Origin of the sequence: Nonomuraea sp. NBC_00507, from assembly GCF_036013525.1 — a bacterium.
Classification (GTDB): domain Bacteria; phylum Actinomycetota; class Actinomycetes; order Streptosporangiales; family Streptosporangiaceae; genus Nonomuraea.
In genome coordinates this window covers 10,732,527-10,754,153 of sequence record NZ_CP107853.1, presented here as the reverse complement: position 1 = coordinate 10,754,153, position 21,627 = coordinate 10,732,527, and the positions used below count along the sequence as shown (strand labels likewise).

Annotated in this window: 19 protein-coding genes; 10 read left to right on the top strand and 9 right to left on the bottom strand. The window is 69.3% G+C overall.

What is annotated here, in order from left to right:
- Positions 1-64: 64 nt before the first annotated feature.
- The 4 genes from OHA25_RS51405 to OHA25_RS51390 all read left to right on the top strand — a co-directional run bounded on the left by OHA25_RS51405 (position 65) and on the right by OHA25_RS51390 (position 2,645).
- Positions 65-1,099, top strand: a complete 1,035-nt coding sequence (locus tag OHA25_RS51405) for a hypothetical protein (RefSeq protein ID WP_327584150.1) — start codon at positions 65-67, stop codon at positions 1,097-1,099.
- The gene (locus OHA25_RS51400) at positions 1,096-1,386 is read left to right on the top strand and encodes a hypothetical protein (RefSeq protein WP_327584149.1); all 291 of its coding nucleotides are present in this window, start codon (positions 1,096-1,098) and stop codon (positions 1,384-1,386) included. The genes OHA25_RS51405 and OHA25_RS51400 overlap by 4 nt, the downstream gene beginning before the upstream one ends.
- A gap of 172 nt (positions 1,387-1,558) precedes the next feature.
- Positions 1,559-1,921, top strand: a complete 363-nt coding sequence (locus OHA25_RS51395) for a hypothetical protein (RefSeq protein WP_327584148.1) — start codon at positions 1,559-1,561, stop codon at positions 1,919-1,921.
- A 310-nt stretch (positions 1,922-2,231) separates the two neighbouring features.
- Positions 2,232-2,645 carry a hypothetical protein gene (locus tag OHA25_RS51390; protein WP_327584147.1) on the top strand — a complete coding sequence of 138 codons (414 nt, stop codon included), beginning with the start codon at positions 2,232-2,234 and terminating at the stop codon, positions 2,643-2,645.
- Between the two features lie 204 nt (positions 2,646-2,849).
- Here OHA25_RS51390 and OHA25_RS51385 read toward each other — a convergent pair whose 3' ends face one another.
- The 8 genes from OHA25_RS51385 to OHA25_RS51350 all read right to left on the bottom strand — a co-directional run bounded on the left by OHA25_RS51385 (position 2,850) and on the right by OHA25_RS51350 (position 13,437).
- Positions 2,850-5,075 carry a family 43 glycosylhydrolase gene (locus tag OHA25_RS51385; RefSeq protein ID WP_327584146.1) on the bottom strand — a complete coding sequence of 742 codons (2,226 nt, stop codon included), beginning with the start codon at positions 5,073-5,075 and terminating at the stop codon, positions 2,850-2,852.
- Positions 5,072-6,535 (bottom strand): sulfatase-like hydrolase/transferase, encoded by a 1,464-nt coding sequence (locus OHA25_RS51380; protein WP_327584145.1) that lies wholly within the window; start codon positions 6,533-6,535, stop codon positions 5,072-5,074. The genes OHA25_RS51385 and OHA25_RS51380 overlap by 4 nt, the downstream gene beginning before the upstream one ends.
- Complete coding sequence (locus OHA25_RS51375) at positions 6,532-7,500, bottom strand: aliphatic sulfonate ABC transporter substrate-binding protein (protein ID WP_327584144.1); 969 nt, start codon at positions 7,498-7,500, stop codon at positions 6,532-6,534. Before OHA25_RS51375 ends, OHA25_RS51380 begins: the two co-directional genes overlap by 4 nt.
- A 27-nt stretch (positions 7,501-7,527) precedes the next feature.
- On the bottom strand, positions 7,528-8,298 hold the full coding sequence (locus tag OHA25_RS51370) for an ABC transporter ATP-binding protein (protein ID WP_327584143.1): 771 nt from the start codon (positions 8,296-8,298) through the stop codon (positions 7,528-7,530).
- Positions 8,295-9,095: an ABC transporter permease gene (locus tag OHA25_RS51365; protein ID WP_327584142.1), complete on the bottom strand. Its 801-nt coding sequence runs from the start codon at positions 9,093-9,095 to the stop codon at positions 8,295-8,297. The genes OHA25_RS51370 and OHA25_RS51365 overlap by 4 nt, the downstream gene beginning before the upstream one ends.
- Positions 9,092-10,306, bottom strand: coding sequence for an ROK family transcriptional regulator (locus OHA25_RS51360; RefSeq protein WP_327584141.1), 1,215 nt, complete (start codon positions 10,304-10,306; stop codon positions 9,092-9,094). Before OHA25_RS51360 ends, OHA25_RS51365 begins: the two co-directional genes overlap by 4 nt.
- A gap of 165 nt (positions 10,307-10,471) precedes the next feature.
- Positions 10,472-11,959: a serine/threonine-protein kinase gene (locus OHA25_RS51355; RefSeq protein WP_327584140.1), complete on the bottom strand. Its 1,488-nt coding sequence runs from the start codon at positions 11,957-11,959 to the stop codon at positions 10,472-10,474.
- Positions 11,956-13,437 carry a serine/threonine-protein kinase gene (locus OHA25_RS51350; RefSeq protein WP_327584139.1) on the bottom strand — a complete coding sequence of 494 codons (1,482 nt, stop codon included), beginning with the start codon at positions 13,435-13,437 and terminating at the stop codon, positions 11,956-11,958. Before OHA25_RS51350 ends, OHA25_RS51355 begins: the two co-directional genes overlap by 4 nt.
- Before the next feature lie 152 nt (positions 13,438-13,589).
- On the opposite strand from OHA25_RS51350, the gene OHA25_RS51345 reads away from it, so the two are divergent.
- Positions 13,590-16,448 carry a beta-galactosidase gene (locus OHA25_RS51345; RefSeq protein ID WP_327584138.1) on the top strand — a complete coding sequence of 953 codons (2,859 nt, stop codon included), beginning with the start codon at positions 13,590-13,592 and terminating at the stop codon, positions 16,446-16,448.
- Here OHA25_RS51345 and OHA25_RS51340 read toward each other — a convergent pair.
- Complete coding sequence (locus OHA25_RS51340) at positions 16,445-16,777, bottom strand: putative quinol monooxygenase (protein ID WP_327584137.1); 333 nt, start codon at positions 16,775-16,777, stop codon at positions 16,445-16,447. The two genes, OHA25_RS51345 and OHA25_RS51340, sit on opposite strands and share 4 nt — an antisense overlap.
- A gap of 226 nt (positions 16,778-17,003) precedes the next feature.
- Between OHA25_RS51340 and OHA25_RS51335 the strand changes: the two genes are divergently transcribed.
- Genes OHA25_RS51335 through OHA25_RS51315 form a run of 5 tightly spaced genes read left to right on the top strand, consistent with a single transcriptional unit; the run spans position 17,004 to position 21,615 of the window.
- Positions 17,004-18,014 carry an ABC transporter substrate-binding protein gene (locus OHA25_RS51335; RefSeq protein WP_327584136.1) on the top strand — a complete coding sequence of 337 codons (1,011 nt, stop codon included), beginning with the start codon at positions 17,004-17,006 and terminating at the stop codon, positions 18,012-18,014.
- The gene (locus OHA25_RS51330) at positions 18,011-18,817 is read left to right on the top strand and encodes an ABC transporter ATP-binding protein (RefSeq protein ID WP_327584135.1); all 807 of its coding nucleotides are present in this window, start codon (positions 18,011-18,013) and stop codon (positions 18,815-18,817) included. Before OHA25_RS51335 ends, OHA25_RS51330 begins: the two co-directional genes overlap by 4 nt.
- Positions 18,810-19,775, top strand: coding sequence for an ABC transporter permease (locus OHA25_RS51325; RefSeq protein WP_327584134.1), 966 nt, complete (start codon positions 18,810-18,812; stop codon positions 19,773-19,775). The genes OHA25_RS51330 and OHA25_RS51325 overlap by 8 nt, the downstream gene beginning before the upstream one ends.
- Positions 19,772-21,097, top strand: a complete 1,326-nt coding sequence (locus OHA25_RS51320) for an LLM class flavin-dependent oxidoreductase (protein ID WP_327584133.1) — start codon at positions 19,772-19,774, stop codon at positions 21,095-21,097. Before OHA25_RS51325 ends, OHA25_RS51320 begins: the two co-directional genes overlap by 4 nt.
- Positions 21,094-21,615: an NADPH-dependent FMN reductase gene (locus OHA25_RS51315; protein ID WP_327584132.1), complete on the top strand. Its 522-nt coding sequence runs from the start codon at positions 21,094-21,096 to the stop codon at positions 21,613-21,615. Before OHA25_RS51320 ends, OHA25_RS51315 begins: the two co-directional genes overlap by 4 nt.
- The last annotated feature ends 12 nt before the right edge of the window (positions 21,616-21,627 follow it).

Genomic DNA, 21,627 nt, shown 5'->3' with positions numbered 1-21,627 from the left:
CGTCAACCCCAACCGCCCGGTGTGCTTGACTTCCGCCCGGTAACCACACCCTCTGGGAGGGTTCATGGGGGAGTTCGTGGGGATCGACCCCCGAGGCGCATATGAGCTGATCCGCCGCATGGAGGCGGGAAAACAGGCCCTGACCGGGACCCGGCCAGGGCTCGACGCCGCCATCGTCGAGGCAGGCGAGGACTGGGCCGGCCGCCAGGGCACGGCGGCCATGCACCGCACCTGGGCCTTCTACGACGAGTCGCAGCAGGACCTGAAATGGCGCATCGACACCATCGAGCAGCTGGTATCGGTACGGGAGAAGGGCATGCTCACCGGGACCTTCCCTTTCGGCAGCGAAGCCGAGGCCGTGTCGGCCGCCGTGAACGACGCGAACGAGGTCGCCGAGACGTTCCAGAACCACGACCGATACCTGCCCGGCGACAACTGGCTCAGGAAGGCCGCCGGGCCACTCAAGGGCAAGGTCGTCGACCCGGCCTACGCGGCCGCGCTGCTGGCCGGGCTCGGCGGCCCCGAGGCGTTCGTCAAACTCTTCCGCGAGTGGATCGACACCCAGGCCGCCGGGCAACACCGAGGGCTCCAGCCCGAAGCGCTCGAACGAGCGGCCGCCTCCACCCCTGGGCCGCTGGCCGCCGCCTTCGCCAGCGCCGAGCGCACCGGGCGGCTCGGCGGCGAATGGTACGACATGGTGGCGACCGCCCCGGCGGACGTCCTGACGACACTGGTCGCGCTGGCCGGCCAATCCGGCACGTTCCTCAACCGAGTGGCCATCGACCTCCTGAACCGCCCACCGGACGCCGAACCCACGGCCCCGGACTGGAACCTCCACAACCTCGCCAAGGCGTACGCGGCCAACCCGGACGCGTTCCAGCAACTGCTGGCCGAACACCCGAAGGAGTCCGGCGTCCTGCTGGCCGCCGACACCCACAACCCCGCGTTCGAGCCGACCCTGGCGGACGCGCTGCACAACGCGCTGAAGCCGGGCGCAGGGGCGGACGGGTTGCGCGAGCGGGCCTGGTTCACCGTCATCCGCAGCAACACCGAGCTGCCCGGGATTGAGGCGCTGAAGACAGGGAGTGCCAGGCCGTGACGACCAAACAGCAATTGCTCAGGGAAGCCGCCGCGAAGGAGGCGCTCGCCTCCGCTTTCACCAGATACGCCAGAGGCCTGGCCGACGCCTTCGACGGCATCCCTTCGCGGCAAGGGGAGTTCGCCCCCTTCTGGAAGGGGCCGTCGGTGGAGCGGTATCTTGCGCATGCCGTCCGGCTCCGCCGCGAAATGGGCGAGCTGGAGGATTCGTGCCTCGCCACCGCCGACAACCTTCGCCGCCGGGCCAAGCAACTCCGCCAGGATGCCGCCCACATGACGAGTCAGTGAGCGCGCACGCCGCTAGACAGCCACTGGATGAGACCGATCGGCCTCCAGCAACAGCGAGTTCTCGCCATGGAAGAATGAGTACTGACCGGCCGGGCAGGTCGCCGCACGTGTTTTCGGCATCCTGGTGGTAAGAGTAATGAGAAGGCAGTAATCAAGAGGTTGATGGAGCTTTATGGATGATCAGGCTTATTTCAGCTGGGCAGATGACTATTTTTCGGTGGATATCTTGCTCGATGGGAATGTCGACGCAGGGGATATGGAGGCCGGTGATTCAATTATCACCCTGTCGACCGGAGAACGATACAGCGCCCTATTGCTCACGACGGAAGAGCTATCGCGAATCATGAATCGCCATGAACATTCCGGCGAATCTCTGGGCGGTCGCTATTTTTGCGCGCCAGATTTGATTGTCGTGAGAGAAAAAGGAGTTATGTCGATGGTCGATGTGATTCGCGATATTGTACATTCGGAAGACGTTCCAGCGCTACTTCCGAGGATTGGCGAGGATGGTCGGCCTATCTTGCCCGAAATGTAAAGCGTGACTCCACTAAAGATCGATGCCGCCGTCCCAAGCAATTGCAAATCCGGCGGGAGCGCCGCTGGTGCGGGCCCCCACTAGGAACCCCGGGGGCGGGAACAACGGGACACCCATTAGCGGTGCCGACTGGTTACGATGGCAGCCTTGAGCCGGTCTGGGCTACTAGGAGATCTGGAGAGGGGCTGTTCCAATGGCTCGGTGGGGCATGGGCTTATTCTCGGCAAGAATTCTGCTGAGGAGCGTCGTCGGCGTTGCGCTCGTGATCGGGTTGACGGCTTGTGCCCCTAGTCGCGGAGGGCTCACCGGCGTGACGCTGAACGACAAGGGCGAGCTGGCCATTATCACGGCCTGGTGCGGGGATCCGCCGGATGGCGTGGCGGTCTATCGCCACGGCGATAAACTTATCGACCAGGCAGTCATCAGGGCACCAGCCGCCCTGGCTGTTGCGCCGGTCACCGTAAGCCTCGAAAATCTACCGGACGAGTGGTCCCTGGTGGAGGGCGATCTGGACTTCCGGAAGGACCAAGTATACAAAGTGACGGCCTACTCTTCGAAAGCGCGCGTGTCGCAGGGCGGAACCAACTTCACCTTGGAGTCTAAGGAGAAGATTCCGTCGGGCCAGATTATGATACAGCACCACGGTAATGATGATTTGAGATTCGGCACGGACGTGTTTCTATCGACTACTGATTTCACGGAGATAGCAAAGCACTACTGCTGACGCTCGGCGCGCGGAAAGGCGCCGCTTACGGTCATTGAAGTGAGCTCAGAGAAACAATTCGGACAACCATCGACTACGACAACATGAACCGCGTCATCGGTCACATGCTGAAGAACGGTTCCGGCACTCAGCTCGCCAAGATCCCTACGGTACAAGTAACGGAAATCGCCGTGGGGCGGCACGCGTCCACCCCCGGCGTCCTAATCAGTCGCGATAAGTCCGGACGTAGTCGATCTTGGCGACGGCGCCCGCTCTGTTCATCGAGATCAACCCGATCTTGAGCTTGCCCTTGAACGGAAGCGTCCACACGCCGTTCCGCACCCAGCGCGATCCGTCCCGGCTGGTCGCCGCGCGCACCTCGACCTCGTTGTTGGCCGCGTCATAGTGGTACGACATCCGCAACCACATCGTCGAAGCCGCCGGCCCGCCGAACATCGGCCCGTTGAAGACGGCGGTCGGTGGGGTGGTCGTCGGCCGTTCGCCCTCCTTCAGGAACTCGCTCACCTGCAGCACGGCCCCGTTGCCGCGGGCCAGCGGCAGGACCGAGTGGGCCATCTTGAAGTAGCGGTCGTCGTTCTCGTACAACACCAGGCCGGCCTGCTGGTTGCCCTGGGTCGGCGCGAAGTCCAGCTTCGTCTCCACCGTGTAGTCGCCTTCCGGCGCGTCCCGCAGCAGCACTGACGCCGTGTTCGTGGTTCGGTGCAGGTCGGCGTTCTGGGTCGGCCAGGACAGGGCCCCGTCGGCGACGGTCGCGCCCGTCGCCGGGCCGCGGACCCACTGCCAGCTCGCGTCGATGGCCGTGCCGTTGAACTCGTCGCTGTGCTCCGGCAGCAGTTCGCCGGGGGCGGGCTCAGGCACCCGTGTGGCGACCGGGGTGTAGAGCTTCGCGGCGCCCACGTTGTCGGCGTCGGCGGCCCCGCGGGCGACGGCGCCGACCGCGCCGGGGCGGGCGGCGGCCTGCGGCACCTGGCGCGTCTGCAGGGCCACCGGGTCCCCCAGCTTGTCGCCGCTCACCTGGACCGTCAGCTGAGTTCCTCGGAGCTCGGCGACCACCGTGTGCCAGGTGCCGAGGTCGAGTCCGGCGGGCAGCGGCGTCACCCGCTGGCCGCGGCTGATGCCGCCGATCATCACGTCGGTGACCAGGGTGCCGCGGTCGCGGTCGAGCCAGGCCGTCACGTGGTTGAGGCGGTTGACGTGGGCGAGCGTGAGCCCGGCCGCGCCGGATGCGACCCGCAGGTCCGCTTGGGCTCGGATGTTGGCGCCCGGGGTCTTCTTGCCCGATGTCACGTAGGACAGGCCGCCCGAGTGGGAGGCGTAGCCGTGGGCGTCCTGGTCGGTCTTGGTCGACCAGCCGGGTCCGGGCTGCCAGCCGGCGAACGAGCCCTCGCCGAACGTGCCGCCCGTGTCGTACGAGGCCGCTGGCGCGGGCTGGGGGCCCTCGGATGGGCCGGCGCCGGCGCGGACCACCGGCCAGCCGTCGATCCAGTCGAGCCGGTCGATCAGCAGCGGGCGCTTGGTCAGGCCCGACGGTCCGTTGACGATCGGCGGGAAGTCGGGGTCGGCGGTTGAGATGGCGTGGTAGATCAGCCAGTCCTGGCCGGACAGGTCGGTCAGGAAGCCGCTGTGGCCTGGGCCGGCCCAGCGGTTGCCGTTCGCGCCGACGACGATGGCGCCCTTGGTGGTCAGCGCCATCAGGTCCACGCCCTCGTCGTCCGTGAACGGGCCCAGCGGGCTGGTGGCGCGGCCGACCTTGACCTGGTAGCCGCTGTAGGCGCCGTCGCAGCAGCCGGCGTCGGAGTAGAACAGGTAGTAGAAGCCGCCGCGGCGGACGACGTACCCGCCCTCCATGCGGCGGCCCCTCGCCACCAGTGTCACCGGGCCTTCGACGCGGGTGGCGTCGGCGTTCATCTTCGCCACGCAGAGGGTGTCGTAGCTCCCCCAGTAGAGGTAGTGGGCGCCATCGACGTCGGTGAACTGGGCCTGGTCGATGGTGAAAGTCGGGCACGCGGCCTGGGGCTCGGCCGGGATCACGTCACCATGGTCGGTCCATGGCCCCGTCGGGGTGGGCGCGGTGGTCAGGCCGATGTCACCGGAGGCCAGCGAGTAGTAGAGGTAGTACGTGCCGCCTATGTAGCGGATGTCGGGCGCCCAGAGGCGGGCGCCGTTGTGCCAGGCGGGCTTGGTCTGCGGGGTGAAGACGTCCCCGGCGTGCTCCCAGGTCACCAGGTCCTTCGAGCGCAGGATCGGCAACATGCGCTCGCCGGCCTCGCCCTTGCTGTTGAAGACCGGGTTCTGGGTGCCGTACGCGTACCAGAGCCCGTCGCGGGCGTGGATCACCGTCGGGTCGGGGAGACTGTCGACCGCGCCTGCCGAAACGGGGTTGGTGAACAGGCCGGACAGCAGGGCGGTGACGGCTAAGACGATCTTCATGGGCTCTCTTTCTCGAAGGAGCTCAGCGTGGGGTCGTAGTCGAGGGCGCCGATGTCGTACATCGGGGTCATCCAGTGGTAGAAGTTGTCGCCGCGCTCGCGCAGCAGGTCGTACAGGCGGCGCATGAGGCGGCGGCGGACCGGGGCCAGCTCGGGGTGGGTGTACCGGTTGCTGAGCTCGTGCGGGTCGGCGTACAGGTCGTACAGCTCGTTGACGGACTCCGGGTTGACGACCAGCTTGTAGCGGTCGTCGCGGATCATCCGCTGCGGGTAGGGGAAGTGGTGGCCGTGGAACTCGGCCAGCAGCTCGGCGGGCCACTCCGGGTGCTCGCCGCGCACCAGCGGGACCAGGCTGCGGCTGTCCACGGCCGGCTTGGTGTCGCTGCCGGCCAGGTCCAGGATGGTCGCGGTGCAGTCGGTGAGCGTCACGAACTCGTTCCTGACCTGCGGTTGCGAGCCGGGGATGCGGACGATGCCGGGGATGCGGTAGATGTCCTCGTACATGGCCGGGCCCTTGTCGTGCAGGCGGTGGGCGCCGGTGAACTCGCCGTGGTCGGCGGTGAAGAAGACCGACGTCTGGTCGGTCAGTCCCAGCTCGTCCAACCGGTCGAGGATGCGGCCGAGCTGCTGGTCGATCAGCGTCACGTAGCCCCAGTAAACGGCGATCAGCTTGCGCGTGACCTCGATCGGGATCGTGTCGAACGTCCAGTGCTCGCTGTAGTTCCGCTGCACCGGCGGTTTGCCCTCGAACGTCTCCGCGATCGACGGCGGCAGCTCCACCAGGCTCGGGTCGTACATGTCGAAGTACTCGTCCGGCAGCAGGTACGGCAGGTGCGGCCCGAAGAAGTGCGTGGCCAGGAAGAACGGGCGGCCGTCGGCGGCGTAGCGGTCGAGGTGCTCGATGGCCCGGGTCGCCAGATAGTGCTCGAACGTGGCCTCCACCGGCTGGTGCAGCCGCGCCGCGAGCAGGTTGCCCTGGTTGCCGTTGGGGGTGGTGCCCCGGATCAGGTCCGAGATCCGGTACGGCGGCAGCCCCCGCTCCTCCAGGTACGCCAGGTAGTCGGGATGGTCGACCGGGTTGTGCCAGCCGGGCAGGTCGGGTCCGTCGAAGCCGTACGAGGCGGCGTTGCGGCTGGTGCCGCCGTGCCACTTGCCGATCAGCCCCAGGTTGTAGCCGCGCTCCTGCAGCGCGCCGGGGAAGGTGAACGCGTCCTCTCGCAGGTCCTCCAGGTAGCCGACGTTGCGCTCGTAGTTCGCCAGCAGCCGATGCCGGAACGGTGCCTGCCCGGTGAGCAGGCTGGCCCGCGCCGGCGTGCAGATGGCCGTGGGCGTGTAGAACCGATCGAACCGCGTGCCGGTGGCGGCCAGCCTGTCCAGGTTGGGCGTGGCCACGTGCGGGTTGCCGTAACAGCCCAGGGTGTCGACACGGTGCTGGTCGGTCATCAGGAACAGCAGGTTCACTTGCTGAAAGCCTTTTCGTAGAGGTCGCCTGTGTAGTACGTGGCCGGGTCGGGCCGTGACTTGAGCTGGCCGGTGCCGACGAAGAAGTCGCCCAGGCTGTTGAGCCACTTGGCGACCGTGCCGTCCTTGGTCTTGGCCACCAGGTCGGCCGTCGGCATCGTCTGGACGTTGGCGGCGTCGGCCTTGACCTTGGCCGGGTCGAGCTTGAGCAGCGAGGCCGCCTCGATGATCGACTCCTCGGGGTGCGCGGCCCGCCAGTCGTTGGCCTCCTGCAGCACCTTGATCACCTTGTTGGTGAGCTCCTGGTCCGTCTTGGGCCCCGACACGAACGCGGTCGGGAACGAGTTGTCCGGGAACTCCTTGGTGCTGGCGAGCTCGACCGTGCCTGGCACCTTCTGCTTGATCGTGTCGATCAGCGGATACCAGATGCCGGCCCCGTCGATCTGCCCCGACGAGAACGCCGACACGACGGTGGCCGGGTCCATCGGCACCTTCTGGATGTCCTGGGCCGTCATTCCGGCCTTCTTCAGTGCCAGGTTGAGCACCATGTCGCCGGAGGTGCCCTCGGGCACGCCGACCTTCTTGCCCTTGAGCGCCTGCATGGAGGTGACGCCGGGGCGGCCGATGACGCGGTCGGCGTACGCGAGCGTGTTGATCGCGATGACCTTGGCCTTGCCCGAGGCGGGCAGCCACATGGCGCCCGGCCCGATGTAGCCGAAGTCGAGGTCGCCGGCGCCGAGCGCCTGGATCTGCAGCGGCCCGTTGGTGAAGACCTTGATGTCAGGGGTGAGCCCCTGCTTCTCCCAGAGGCCTTGCTTGTCGGCGATGGCCAGCAGGCTCGCGCCGTTGTAGTCGCTGATGTAGCCGAACCGGACCGTGGTGCCGTCGTCGGAGCAGGCGGTCACGGACAGTGTCAGCAGGCTCACCGCCGTGGCGGCCGTCAGGGCGCGGCGAAGAGAACGCATGGCGGATCAGTCCTTTCAGGGGGTGGTTTAGGCGGCTGGGACTTGGTGGTAAACGCTGTGCCAGACCTCGTTGCGGATGCGTCCGAACTCGGGCGACAAGCGCATTTCCTCGGTCCTCGGGTACGGCAGGTCGACGTCGACGACCTGCTGGATGCGGCCGGGCCTGGCCGCCATGACGATCACGCGCCTGGCCAGGTAGACGGCCTCGTCCACGTCATGGGTGATGAACATGACCGTGCGCTGCTCCTGGCTCCAGGTGTCGAGGAGCTGGTCCTGCAGCTGCACCCGGGTCAGCGCGTCCAGCGCGCCGAACGGCTCGTCCATGAGCAGGACCTGCGGGTTGACCGCGTACGCGCGGGCGATCGCGCACCGCTGCTTCATCCCGCCGGACAACGTCTTGGGCAGCGCGTCGGCGAAGTCGGACAGCCCGACGAGCGCGATCGCCCGCTCCGCCCGCCGCCTGCGCTCCTCGGCCGGGAGCTCAGCCAGCTTCAGCCCGAACTCGACGTTCTTGCGCACGGTCAGCCAGGGGAACAACGCGTACTGCTGGAAGATCACCCCGCGTTCGGGCCCGGGACCGGTGACCGGCACGCCGTCCACCAGCACCTCGCCCGAGGTGGGCTCGACCAGCCCGGCGGCCATGCTCATGAGCGTGCTCTTGCCGCACCCGGACGGGCCCACGACCGTGACGAACTCCCGGTCGGCGATGTCCAGCGACACCTGGCTCAGCGCGGTGAACGTGCCGTCCTTCATCGGGTAGGTCTTGACGACGTCCCTGAACGAGATCTTGGTGGTCAACGTCGCTCCTGCCAGTCGGTGAGGTGGCGCTCGGCCAGCAGCAGCAGCCGGTCCATCAGCAGGCCGAGCACGCCGATGGCGATCAGGCCCACGAAGATCGTGGGCAGGTCGTAGTAGAGCTGGGCGTTCTGCATGCGATAGCCCAGGCCCTCCTGGGCGGCGATCAGTTCGGCGGCGACCAGCGTGCCCCAGGCCGAGCCGAGCCCGACCCGCATCCCGACCAGGATGAACGGCGTGGACGCCGGCACCACGACCTTGAGGAAGATCGTCCGGTCGGACGCGCCGAGCACGCGAGCGGCGTTGATCAGCGTCTTGTCCACGTCGACCACGCCCTGGAACGTCGCCACGACGCTGGACAGGAACGACGCCAAGAAGATCACGAAGACCTTCGGCACCTCGCCGATGCCCATCAGCACGATGGCGAGGGGGATGATCGCCAGGGGCGGGATGGTGCGGAAGAACTGGACGTACGGCTCCAGCAGGCCGCGCGCGGTGGCGTACCAGCCCATCAGGAAGCCGATCGGGATGGCCAGCAGGGTGCCGAGCAGGAAACCCAGCAGCACTCTGCGCAGGCTGGCGAGCGCGTCGTCCAGGAGCGTGCCGTCCGCGATCAGCTCGCCTGCCTTGGCCGCCACCTCCAGCGGCGTCGGCAGGCCCTGCACGCCGACCGTGGCCAGCAGCGTCCACACGACGAGGCCGATGACGACGGCGAGCAGGTTGAGCGTGAGGGCGCGGCTGGAGCGCCTGGGCTCGCGCCGCGCGACCGGCGACTTGCCCAGCGCGGTGAGCTGGGTCATGACTGCCTCGAATGGTTCATGGGTTCCTCTTGCGCGAGATCGGGCCCGGCCGGATAGCGGGAGAGCAGGGGGGATTCGTGCAGCACGAGGGCGATGCCGCCGAGGGCGCCCGCGGCCTCGCCGAGCGTCGCACGGCGCAACGTGATCCGGTGCCGGGAGATCGGCATGACGCGCGCGCTCATCGTCCGCTGGATCGGCTCCAGCAGCGCGGCGCCGATCTCCGCGAGCTCGCCGCCGATCACGATCACGCTGGGGCCTATGGCGTTGCACAGGGCCGCGAGCACGCCGCCGATGTTGGCGCCGACGCCCTCCAGCAGGCCGAGCGCCGTGGCGTCGCCTGCCTTGACGGCCTTGACCAACTCGGGGACGTCGTCGGCCCGGCCGCCGGCGGCACGGTAGGCGTCAAGCACGGCTCTTATCGAGGCCACGGTCTCCAGGCAGCCGGAGCCGCCGCAGGAGCAGGGCGAGCCCTGCGGGTCGACCATGATGTGGCCGAACTCGCCGGACAGGCCGTACGCGCCGCGATGCAGCGACCCGGCGATCACCAGCCCGCCGCCGACGCCGTGGGACAGCCGCAGGTACAGCACGTCCTGGCCGCCCGCGGCCGCGCCCCAGATCGCCTCGCCCAGCGCGGCCAGCCGGGCGTTGTTGTCCAGCAACACCGGCACGCCGAACCGCTCCCGCAGCAGCACCTGTGCGGGATGCGGGGCGTCGTCGTCCTCGGGGGAGTCCGGACCACCGACCGGGCCGACCACGCCGACGCCGATCGCGCTGAGCGCGCCCAGCCGCAGGCCGCCCTCGCTGAGGGAGCCGACGAGCCGCTCGGCCAGGTCCACCCGCTGCTCCCACGGCAGATCGGCGTCGTGCGGCTCGCTGGCCGCGCCGACGATCTCGTGGGCCAGGTTGATGGCCGCGACGTGCAGCGCGCGGCGGGCGAAGTCGATGCCGATGGCCTGGCCTGCATCCGGATTGAGCGTCAGCGTCTCAGCCGGCCGGCCGCGGCCGCGCGGCAGGTCGTCCTGCTGGGTGGCGGTGACGACGGCGCCGGTGGATATGAGCTCGGCGAGGATGTCGTACAGGGTGGTGCGGGACAGCCTGCAGAGCTTGCCCAGCTCGCCGCGGCTGAGCGGACCGTGCTTGCGCAGCAGGCCGAGCACGAGCTCTTCGTGCCCGCGCCGCAACTGTGACAAGGGGCCACGGGGTTGTGACATACCGCCGAGTCTGCCCACCGTCGCTGTTTTTCGTCAATAACCCGGAAAAAAACCTGCTGAGTGCCGCATAGTGCTCTGAAGTGGGAAAACGCGGCTGTGTAGGGGTTGGCGAGAGTTGTAACTTTCCCGTAACGTGCCGGCGCCCACGCGGGCCATCGGCGTGCGCTAGGACAATCGCTCGCACACCCGGAACGACACTCTCCGGGTGGCCCTCGAGGGTGTCAGCAGGTGGTAGACGATCGTGTGCGACCCCGGCTCGAAGGCGCCGAAGGGGTTGCGCCGGTCCTTGGTCGTGCCGGTCACCCAGCCCGTGTTCCGTCCCTCGTCCTGGCCGTCCACCACCCAGCGGTAGGTGTACTCCGTCTGCTTGCCCGACGGACCCTTGATCGCGGCGACCGGGAAGAGGCTGGGCGACCAGCAGCCGTCCGCGCCGACCTGCTGCCCCTCCAGCGTCAACGACACCAGGCGTACGGTCGCCGCGGCCGCAGTCGTGGTCGCGGGTTTCGACGGGGACGTCGTCGGTTCGGACGTCGACGGGCGGCGGGAGGGGGTGGGGGTGGGGGTGGAGCGGGCGGTCCTGGTGGGGCGGGTCTTCTTGGCCGGCGCGCTGGGGGTCTTGTCAGCGTCCAGGTTCTTGGCCGGTGGGCTGGTCGTGGTGGCCTGGTCCGTGGGGGACGAGGGGGTGGGCGCGGCCGTCGTCGCCGGGGCGGGCATCCACGTGATCGCTCCGGCGACCAGGGCGGCGGACACCCCCAACGCGCCGACGCCCGCCAGCAGTGCCTTCCAGCGCGGGCGCCTCGCGGGACGACCCGCCGTACCGCCTCGGTGGCCGGCCGTACTCCCTCGGTGGCGTGTCGCGGCGTCCGGCGTGCCGGCGGGCGGGGCGCCGATGAGCCGGAGCAGGACGTCCTGCATGGCAGGCCGGGCGGCGGGGTCCTTGGCCAGGCAGGACAGCACGATCGGACGCAGCGGACCCGGCAGGTCGCCCAGGTACGGCTCGTCGTGGAGGATGCGGCGGATCACCGCGGGCAGTGAGTCGTTGCCGAACGGCGGACTCCCTGTCGCGGCGAACACGATCACCGACGCCCACGCGAAGACGTCCACGGCGGGACCGAGCGGGGCGCCCGCGAGCTGCTCCGGCGCCATGTAGGCGGGCGTGCCGACGATGCTGCTCGTCACGGTCAGCGAATGGCCGGACGCGCGGGCGATGCCGAAGTCGATGACCCGCGGCCCATCCCTCCCGAGCAGCACGTTGGCGGGCTTGAAATCGCGATGCACCACCCCGGCCCGGTGGATCGCCGCCAGCGCGGTCGCGGTCGCCACCGCGAGCCGCTGCAGGTCGGCGCCGGTGTGGCGGCCCGCCTGCTGGAGCGAGGGCCCTTCGACGTACTCGGTCACGATGTACGGCCGGCCGCTCAGCGACGCGTCGAGCACCTGAGCGATGCAGAAAGGCTCCACCCGGCGCGCCGCGTCGATCTCCTTGGCGAAGCGATGATCAGGCGCCGGGCCGTCAGCCAGCACCTTGACCGCGACCGGCCGCCCGTCGGGAGCCCGGCCCAGGTAGACCACCCCTTGGCCACCCGCGCCCAGACGCCCCAGCAGCCGGTACGGGCCCACGGCCGCCGGATCTTCCGGCAGGAGCGGGTCCATCATTCGCTCCCCGTGGGGCAGATGGTGAACGAGAACGTCTTCGACGCAGCCTGGGGCGAGGTGAGGCGGAGGACGACCCGATGGGGACCGTCCGACTCCACGAGCGGGCCGGTGACCTGCCGGGTGTAGGTGTCGGCGATGACGGACTCGGAGCGCTGCACCACTTTCCCGTCCAGGACCCATTCGTAGCGGAACGTGGTGGACAGCTTGGTCCCCTCCACCAGACCGGAGAGGTTGCCCTGGCCGAACACGCAGTCAGGAGTGTCGGCATGTCTGGGGCCGATGATCCGCACCCAGACGATCCGGAAGGAGCCGCTGCCCGATCGGGGTTTCGCCGATGAGGTCGTCGCGCTGGGAGCGGGCTGCGTCGGCTTCACGGTCTGCGTCGGCTTCGTGGTCCGTGTCACGGTCGGCTTCGTGGTGGTCGACGGTTTCGGGGTGGAAGGACGTTTGGTCCTTTTCGCGCTCTGGCGCGTTTTCGTGGGGGACGGCGTCGCGGCAGAGGTGAACGCCAGCGGCTGCTTGGTCGGTGGCGAGCCAGGGACGCCCCAGACGCTCGTGGCCCCCCAGGCGAGGGTGGCCGCGACCGCCAGCGCCCCCACGCTGGAGACGCCCGCGACGAGCGCCGTCCTGCTTCCGCGCCGCCCGGGAACAGTGGACGGACCACGGCCATCGGCACCGTGCGCAGGCGCAGGAGCCGGGGCCTGTCCACCCAGGAGCTGCAGCAAAACGTCCCGCATGGTCGGCCGGCGCGCCGGATCCTTGGCCAGGCACCCCAGCACGATCCCGCGCAACGGTTGCGGCAGGTCGCCGAGCTGTGGCTCGTTGTGCAGGATCCTGTTGATCACCGCGGGCAGTGAGTCCTCACCGAACGGGGGCGTCCCGGTGGCGGCGAACACGATCACCGATGCCCACGCGAACACGTCGACGGCCGGTGTGATCCGCTCGCCGGCGAGCTGCTCCGGCGCCATGTAAGCAGGAGTCCCCACGATGCTGCTGGTCGCCGTCATCCCCGCTTCGACAGACCGGGCGATCCCGAAGTCGATCACCCGGGGCCCGCCCCGTCCGAGCAGCACGTTGGCGGGCTTGAAGTCGCGGTGGACGATGCCGGCCTGATGAATGGCCGTCAGTGCGGTCGCGGTCGCCACCGCGAGCCGCTGCAGGTCGGCCCCAGTGTGGCGGCCGGCTTGCTGGAGTGAAGGCCCTTCGACGTACTCGGTGACGATGTACGGCCGGTCGCTCAGTGAGGCGTCGAGCACCTGAGCGATGCAGAAAGGCTCCACCCGGCGCGCCGCGTCGATCTCCTTGGCGAAGCGCTCGTCGGCGAGTCCCTCGCGGAGCACTTTGACCGCGACCGGCCTGCCGTCGGGCCCCTGGCTCAGGTAGACCACCCCTTGGCCACCCGCGCCCAGACGCCCCATCAGCCGGTAGGGCCCTACGGCAGCGGGGTCGCCTTCCCGGAGGGGTTCGACGGGCGACATGGGACTCCTGTGACAAGGCTTACGGGATCTTGGGCACCATAGCGGGAAATGTCAGGCCGAGTGAGGCAGTCGCGTAAACGAGACCCTCGCGCAGCCCAGGGCGCCGGCGTGGGCCGTTGACTTTTGTTTGGCGGGTCGCCAAATTAAACGGCATGAGGCGGACCCTCTCGCTGCTCCTGGCCATGCTGCTGACCTGCGCCACTCTCGTCGCGCCCGCCCGCGCCGCGGCCGCGCGCGAGGTTACCTACGACCGGTATTCGCTGATGGTGGACGGCCGCCGGGTCGTGCTGCAGGCGGCCGAGTTCCACTACTTCCGGCTGCCCAGCCCGCGGTTGTGGCAGGACGTGCTGGAGAAGTTCAAGGCGGCCGGGTTCAACGCGGTCTCCCTCTACTTCTCGTGGGCCTACCACTCACCGAAGCCCGGCGTGTACGACTTCGCCGGCGTGCGTGACGTGGACCGGCTGCTGCGGATGGCGTCCGAAGCGGGGCTGTACGTCATCGCGCGGCCGGGGCCGTACATCAACGCAGAAAGCAGCGGCGGCGGCCTGCCCGCCTGGGTGAAGACCGTGCCGGGGCGGGCCCGCAGCAGCGAGAGCGGCTACCAGGCCGCCTACCGAGAGTGGCTGCACCGGATCAACCCGATCATCGCCAGGCATCAGGTCACCGAGGGCGGGCCGGTGATCCTCTACAACGCCGAGAACGAATACCAGGTCAACACCGACGCCGCCTACATGCAGGACATCCAGGACCAGGCCCGGGCCGACGGCATCGACGTGCCCATCACGACCAACGACTGCTGCGACGGCGGCAGCTGGAGCTCGACCTGGGCGACCGGGCCAGGCGCCGTGCAGATCCCGGGCATCGACGACTACCCGCAGTCCTTTGAATGCGCCAACCCCGGCCTGTGGGGGCCGTGGGGTGAAGGGCTGACCGAGCGGCTGCGTGACGACATCCCCGTGTTCGCCGCCGAGTATCAAGCCGGCGCGATCGACGTGGGCGACGCGGGCTACGACAAGTGCCGCGAGCTCACCGGACCTGCCTTCATGAAGTATTTCTACAAGAACAACCTGGTCACGACCGGGGCGACGATGTTCTCGTACTACATGGGGTACGGCGGCACGAACTGGGGCTGGCTCGCCCAGCCCAACGACGTCTACACCTCCTACGACTACGGCGCCCCGATCACCGAGGCCCGGCAGCTGACCCCCAAGTACGACGAGTTCAAACGCCAGGGCTACTTCCTGCAGGCGGTCGCGCCGCTGGCCAAGACCGACCCGGTCGCCACGCCGCCCGCATCCGGCAATCCGGCCCTGACCACCGTGGCGCGCGCCAACCCGGACACCGGCACCGAGTTCGTCCTCGTCAAGCACACCGACCGGGCCGCGACGAGCACGGACACCGCCACGCTCGACTGGGCGGGACACCGCGTGCCCGTGCAGGTCAAGGGACGTGACGCCCACGTGCTCGTCGGCGAGTACGACCTCGGCGGCCAGCGCCTGGTCCTGTCCACGTCCGAGATCATGACGCACGCCGCCATCGGAGGCCGCGACGTCGCCGTCCTCTACGGCACCGCGGGCTCACCCGGCGCCACCATCCTGCGATACGGGTCCGAGCCGCGCGTCACGGTGCTCGAAGGTCGCGTGAGCAGTTCCTACTCCGGGGGCGAGCTGCGGCTGGACTACAGCCACGAAGGGCTGGCCCGTGTGCTGGTCACGGGAGGCGGGCGGCGACCGCTGCTGCTGCTGATCGGCACGGATGAGGAGGCGGCGAGGTTCTGGCGGGCGGACACGGCTACGGACCCGGTACTGGTGCGCGGAACGGATCTCGTGCGCTCGGCGTCCGTGAACGGCGACACCGTACGCCTCGTGGCCGACGTGGCAGGGGACACCACCCCCGTGGCGGCCGGGAATGCCGCGAGCCCAGCGGTGGAGGTGTTCGCGCCGCCCGCTGCCCACCGGCTGCGGATCGGCACCCGCGACGTCCGCGTGACCCGCACGCCGAGCGGCTCGCTGCTCGGCTCGGCCCGCGCCCCCGAACCGGCCCCGATGCCCGAGCTGACCTCCTGGCGCACTCGCCCCGAGGCCCCTGAGGCCCAGCCCAGGTTCGACGACTCCCGGTGGACCCGCGCCGACCGCACCACGACCACCAGCCCGCACCCGCCCAAGACTCTGCCCGTCCTGTACGCCGACGACTACGGCTGCCACTACGGCAACGTCTGGTACCGCGGCCACTTCACCGCCACCGGAGCCGAGACCACCATCGACCTGAACGCGATCACCGGCAAACGCGGCAACTACCTGGTGTGGCTGAACGGCCGCTACCTCGGCTCGGCGGCCGGCGGCGTGCAGGCGGACTCCGGCGACCAGTGGACCCCGCCCAACCCCGACCCGGGCCCCGGCCACTTCGCCATCCCGGCGGGACTGCTGAAGCCGGGCGCGGACAACGTGATCGCCGTCCTCGTCGCCAACATGGGCCACAACGACGACTGGATCGCCGACGACCTGCGCTTCAAACAGCCACGCGGCCTGGTCGGCGCCGCCATCGGTGGCACCCCGATCTCCTGGCGCATCCAGGGCGCCGCCGGGGCCGATCCGGTGCGCGGCGGGCTCAACAACGGCGGCCTGTACGGCGAACGCACCGGCTGGCACCTGCCGACCTATCCCGACAAATCCTGGAAGAACGCCACCCCGGCAGCCCCCTTGACCCCCGGCGTCACCTGGTACCGGACGTCCTTCAAGCTTGACCTGCCCCAGGGCCAGGACGTCCCGATCGGCCTCCGCTTCGGTGGCGACCCCTCACCGGCGTACCGCGTGCTGATCTTCCTCAACGGCTGGAACGTCGGCCAGTACGGCGGCGACATCGGCCCGCAGAAGGAGTTTTCGCTCCCGGCAGGGCTGTTGGCCGAGCGCGGGACCAACACCCTCGCCCTGGCCGTCACCGCCGAAGAGCCGGTGCCCGCCGGCCCCGGCCCGATCAGCCTGTTCGCCTACGGCAACGTCCGCGTGGACTAACCCCTCGGGGGCACGGCGAGCTCGCCGAGCTCCGACCAGTCGTCCTGCGGGACCGCGGCGTTGACGATCCGCGGCGTCTCGGCCAGGTAGTCCGGCAGCGTGCGCTGAGCCTGCTTGAAGTGGTCCGACTGCACGTGCGCGGCCCCGGCCGCGTCGTCGCGGAACGCCTCGACCAGGACGTACTCGTTCGGATCGTCAAGGCTGCGCGACCAGTCGAACCACAGGCAGCCGGGCTCGGAGCGGGTCGCCTCGGTGAACGCGGCGGAGATCTCCGGCCAGCGGTCGGCGTGCTCGGGCAGGATGCGGAACTTGGCGGTAATGAAGATCATCGGCCCTCCATAGATCGGTACGGCCCGAGCTTAGCGACGGGGGAGTTTCATGTATGTCATGTAGGAAATGTTGACTTTCGGCCTGGAGATCCGTAGCTTCGTAAGCATGAGGGGCCTTTACCTGACAACCCGCCCGCACGTGGACTTCGGCCACGTCGCCAGCGCGCAGTGTCGCTGATCACGCACCCAGGCAGACCTCTTTTCCCTCCCCCCAGAGGAACCCATCGTGATCAAGCTCAAACCTGCCCTCATCGCCGCGCTGCTGCCCGCCGTCCTGGCCGGTTGCGGCGGCGCCGAGGCGACATCCGACTCGGAGGTGAAGGTGCTGCGTTACCAGGGCAGCGCCGGCGCCGTCACCTTCCCCGAACTGGCCGCGGAGCTCGGCTATCTCGGCGACCTCAAGCTGAAGTGGGTGGGCAACACCACCTCGGGACCGCAGGACATCCAGTCCGCGGCCACCGGGCAGACCGACTTCGGCGGCGCCTTCGACGGCGCGATCATCAAGCTCAAGGCGGCCAAGGCCCCCATCAAGGCGGTGATCGGCTACTACGGCTCCGACAAGGACACCTTCAACGGCTACTACGTCAACGAGAACAGCCCCATCAAGACCGCCCGCGACCTCATCGGCAAAAGGATCGGCGTCAACACGCTCGGCGCGCACCACGAGGCCGTCATCAAGGAGTACCTCAGGCGCGAAGGGCTGACGCCCGACCAGATCAAGCAGGTCCAGCTCGTGGTGATCCCGCCGGTCAACACCGAGCAGGCCATCCGGCAGGGTCAGCTCGACGTCGGCACGCTGGGCGGCGTGCTCAAGGACAAGGCGCTCGAACGCGGCGGGCTGCGGCCGCTGTTCACCGACGTGGACCTGCTCGGCCCGTTCACCGCCGGAGCCGTCGTCCTGCGCGAGGACTTCATCGCTGACAACCCGACCACCACCAAAACCTTCGTGACCGGCTTCGCCAAGGCCGTCGAATGGGCGCAGACCCACTCCCGCGAGGAGGTCATCGCCACGTTCGAGCAGATCATCGCCAAGCGCGGCCGCAACGAGAGCGCCGACACCGTGCGGTTCTGGAAGAGCACCGGCATCGCAGGCAAGGGCGGCGTCATCGCCGAGAAGGAGTTCCAGACCTGGATCGACTGGCTGCAGCGCGAAGGCGAGATCAAGCCCGGCCAGGTCAAGGCGGCCGACCTCTATACCAACGCGTTCAACCCCTACGCCGGCGGGAGCGGATCATGAGCAAAATCGGCATCAGGAACGTCAGCAAGACCTTCCCCGTCAGGGACGCCGGCGAGCCGTTCACCGCGTTGTCCGGCGTGGACCTCGACGTGCGCGCGGGCGAGTTTCTCACGCTCGTGGGCCCCAGCGGCTGCGGCAAGTCCACACTCCTCGACCTGGTCGCCGGGCTGACGCTCCCGACGTCTGGAGAGATCGTCATCGACGGCGCCCCCGTCACCGGCCCTGGGCTCGACCGCGGGATCGTCTTCCAGCAGTACGCCCTGTTCCCCTGGCGCACCGCCCAGGCCAACGTCGAGTTCGGGCTGGAGGCCAAGGCCGTGCCGCGGAAGGAGCGGGCCCGGCGGGCACGTGAGCACCTCGCGCTCGTCGGCCTGGCCGGCTTCGAGGACCGCTACCCGCACGAGTTGTCCGGCGGCATGCGGCAGCGGGTGGCCATCGCCCGCAGCCTCGCCTTCGACCCGGACGTGCTGCTGATGGACGAGCCGTTCGCGGCGCTGGACGCGCAGACCCGCGAGTCCCTGCAGGAGGAGCTGGTGCGCGTCTGGCAGCACACCGGCAAGACGGTCATCTTCATCACCCACGGCATCGACGAGGCCGTCTACCTGGGGGAGCGGGTGGCCGTGATGACCTCCAGGCCCGGCCGGATCAAGGAGATCGTCGACATCGCGTTCGACTCGCGCGAGGGCGACCTGCGGGCCGATCCGGTCTTCGGCGAGTACCGGCACCACGTGTGGAAGCTGCTGCGTGACGAGGTGGCGGCGGCGCAGGTTCAGGAGCGCGAGGTGGCGATCTCCCATGGCTGACACCCGGCAGGACATACCGCCCGGCGAGCTCCATTGGTACGACCTCCCAGACGACGAAGCGCTCGAAGAGCACGACGAAGCACCTGACGACGTCCACGAGGACGATGCACGTGCGGACGCCGGTCCCGGGCCGGACACCGCGCCGCCGCCGGCCCCGTCGGGCGTGTCGAAGGCCCGCCCGGAGCGGGTCAGGGGAACGCTCCGGCGGGCCGTCAGGCGCGGCACCGTGAACTCGGCGGCCATCCTGCTCCTCCTGGCCGCCTGGGAGATCCTGCCCAGGCTCGGCGTCCTGGACCGCGTCTTCGTCCCCCCGCTCTCCGAGGACCTCGTCGCCTGGTACGACCTCCTGATCAGCGGGCAACTCCCCGAGCACCTGCAGGCCTCCCTGGCCCGCTCGCTGGCCGGCTTCGGCCTGGCCATCGTGCTGGCCATCCCGCTCGGCCTGCTGATCGGCTGGTACCGCCCGGTCTCCGACTTCCTGGTCCCGCTGCTCGAACTGTTCCGCAACACCTCGGCGGTGGCACTGCTGCCGGTGTTCACGCTGATCCTCGGCATCGGCGAGACCACGAAGATCGTCTTCGTCCTGTACGCGTGCTCGTGGCCGATCCTGCTCAACACCATCAGCGGCGTGCGTACCGTCGAACCCCTGCTCATCAAGTCGGCCAGATCCATGGGCCTCGGCCCGGTCCGGCTGTTCCAGAAGGTGATCCTGCCCGCCGCCGTGCCCACGATCTTCACCGGCGTGCGGCTGGCGGGCGCGTACTCGATCCTCGTACTGCTGTTCGCCGAGATGGTCGGCGCCAAAGCCGGGCTCGGCTACCTCATCCTGGACACCCAGTCCAGCTTCCGCATCCCCGACATGTACGCCGGCATCATCACGATCTCCGTGCTGGGCCTGCTGTTCAACCTGCTGCTGGTCGCCGTCGAGCGCCGCTTCTCCACCTGGAGGACCACGTGACGAGAAAGCTTCACCTCAACGCCTTCCTCATGGGCGTGGGCCACCACGAGGCGGCCTGGCGGCACCCGCGCACCGAGCCGGCCCGCCTCACCGACGTGCGCCATTATCAGGAGCTGGCCAGGATCGCCGAGCGGGGCAAGCTCGACTCGGTCTTCCTCGCCGACGGCGTGGCCCTGCACGGCGACGTCGCCCACAACGCGCTCGGCGGCCTGGAGCCGCTGACGTTGTTGTCGGCGCTGGCCGCGGTCACCGACCACATCGGCCTCATCGCCACCGTCTCGACGACGTACAACGAGCCCTTCCACGTGGCACGCAAGTTCGCCTCGCTCGACCACATCAGCGGCGGCCGGGCCGGCTGGAACATCGTCACCTCGGCCGGCGAGGCCGAAGCCCGCAACTTCGGCGTCGAGCGGCCCGCGCACGCCGCCCGCTACGCCAGGGCGAGCGAGTTCCTCGAGGTCGTACGCAAGTTGTGGGACAGCTGGGAGGACGGCGCGATCCTGGGGGACCGCCTCGGCGGCCACTATGCCGACACCGGCAAGATCCACGCGATCGAGCACGTGGGCGAGCACTTCGCGGTGCGCGGCCCGCTCAACACCGCCCGCCCGCCCCAGGGCCACCCGCTCCTGGTCCAGGCCGGGTCGTCGGAGGACGGCAAGGAGTTCGCCGCCCGCCACGCCGAAGCGGTCTTCACCGCGCAGCAGACGCTCGCCGAGGGGCAGGCGTTCTACGCCGACCTGAAGGGCCGCCTGGCCGCATGCGGTCGCCGGCCCGATGAGCTGCTGGTCCTGCCGGGGATCTCGCCGATCATCGGCTCGACCGAGCGGGAGGCGCTGCGGCTGGAGAAGGAGCTGGAGGACCTCATCATCCCCGCGTACGGGCTGGCCCAGCTCTCCCATCTGATCGGGATCGACCTGACCGAGGACGCGCTGGACGGGCCGCTGCCGGACGTGCCCGTCGAGACGGAGGGTGCGCAGAGCCGCCGCAAGCTCGTGGTGGACCTGGCCAGGCGGGAACGCCTCACGGTCAGGCAGCTCCTCGGCCGCCTGGCCGGCGGGCGCGGCCACCGGGTCGTCGCCGGCACGCCCGAGCAGATCGCCGACCAGATCCAGGAGTGGTTCTTCAACGGCGCGGCCGACGGATTCAACGTCATGCCGCCGATCCTGCCCGGCGGCCTGTCCGACTTCGTGGACTATGTGGTGCCGGAGCTGCAGGCCAGGGGGCTCTTCAGGCACGAGTACGAGGGCCGCACGCTCCGCGACACCTACGGCCTGGCCAGACCCCGTTCCCAGTACGCCGCGCAGCTGGCGGTGGCCGGATGAGCATCGTCACGCTGATCGGGAATCCCCGGGAGGGCTCCAGGACGCGGACCGCCGCCATCGCGGCCGCCGAGGCGATCGCGGCCAGGATCGGAGCGGCCGGGCCCCACGAGGTCGTGGACCTGTCCGCGCTCGGCCCGCATCTGCTCTCACCCGGCGCGTCCCCCGGGGTCGAGGCGGCGCTGGAGCTGGTGGCCGAGTCGAGCGTGCTCGTGGTGGCCAGCCCCACGTACAAGGGCACCTACACCGGGCTGCTCAAGTCCTTCCTCGACCGCCTGCCGCAGGACGGCCTGGCCGGCAAGGCGGCGCTGCCCCTGCTGGTCATGGGAGATCCCAAGCATGCGCTCGCGGTCGAGGTGCACCTGCGGCCACTGCTGGTGGAGCTCGGAGCCGCCGTGCCCACACCGGGGCTGGCGGTGCTCGAGACACAGCTCCCGGGCCTGGCGGAGATCCTGACGGTCTGGGCCGACCAGGTCGCCCCGCAGGTGGCCGCTGTGCTGGGGGAGAGGGTGTTGTCGTAGCAGTCAGCGGTG

What these genes read in the sequence shown, in the direction of transcription:
- OHA25_RS51405 (WP_327584150.1), top strand. Translation starts at nt 65, where the DNA reads ATGGGGGAGTTCGTGGGGATCGACCCCCGAGGCGCATATGAGCTGATC.
- OHA25_RS51395 (WP_327584148.1), top strand. Translation starts at nt 1,559, where the DNA reads ATGGATGATCAGGCTTATTTCAGCTGGGCAGATGACTATTTTTCGGTG.
- OHA25_RS51385 (WP_327584146.1), bottom strand. Translation starts at nt 5,075, where the DNA reads ATGAAGATCGTCTTAGCCGTCACCGCCCTGCTGTCCGGCCTGTTCACC.
- OHA25_RS51375 (WP_327584144.1), bottom strand. Translation starts at nt 7,500, where the DNA reads ATGCGTTCTCTTCGCCGCGCCCTGACGGCCGCCACGGCGGTGAGCCTG.
- OHA25_RS51365 (WP_327584142.1), bottom strand. Translation starts at nt 9,095, where the DNA reads ATGACCCAGCTCACCGCGCTGGGCAAGTCGCCGGTCGCGCGGCGCGAG.
- OHA25_RS51360 (WP_327584141.1), bottom strand. Translation starts at nt 10,306, where the DNA reads ATGTCACAACCCCGTGGCCCCTTGTCACAGTTGCGGCGCGGGCACGAA.
- OHA25_RS51355 (WP_327584140.1), bottom strand. Translation starts at nt 11,959, where the DNA reads ATGATGGACCCGCTCCTGCCGGAAGATCCGGCGGCCGTGGGCCCGTAC.
- OHA25_RS51350 (WP_327584139.1), bottom strand. Translation starts at nt 13,437, where the DNA reads ATGTCGCCCGTCGAACCCCTCCGGGAAGGCGACCCCGCTGCCGTAGGG.
- OHA25_RS51345 (WP_327584138.1), top strand. Translation starts at nt 13,590, where the DNA reads ATGAGGCGGACCCTCTCGCTGCTCCTGGCCATGCTGCTGACCTGCGCC.
- OHA25_RS51340 (WP_327584137.1), bottom strand. Translation starts at nt 16,777, where the DNA reads ATGATCTTCATTACCGCCAAGTTCCGCATCCTGCCCGAGCACGCCGAC.
- OHA25_RS51330 (WP_327584135.1), top strand. Translation starts at nt 18,011, where the DNA reads ATGAGCAAAATCGGCATCAGGAACGTCAGCAAGACCTTCCCCGTCAGG.
- OHA25_RS51325 (WP_327584134.1), top strand. Translation starts at nt 18,810, where the DNA reads ATGGCTGACACCCGGCAGGACATACCGCCCGGCGAGCTCCATTGGTAC.
- OHA25_RS51315 (WP_327584132.1), top strand. Translation starts at nt 21,094, where the DNA reads ATGAGCATCGTCACGCTGATCGGGAATCCCCGGGAGGGCTCCAGGACG.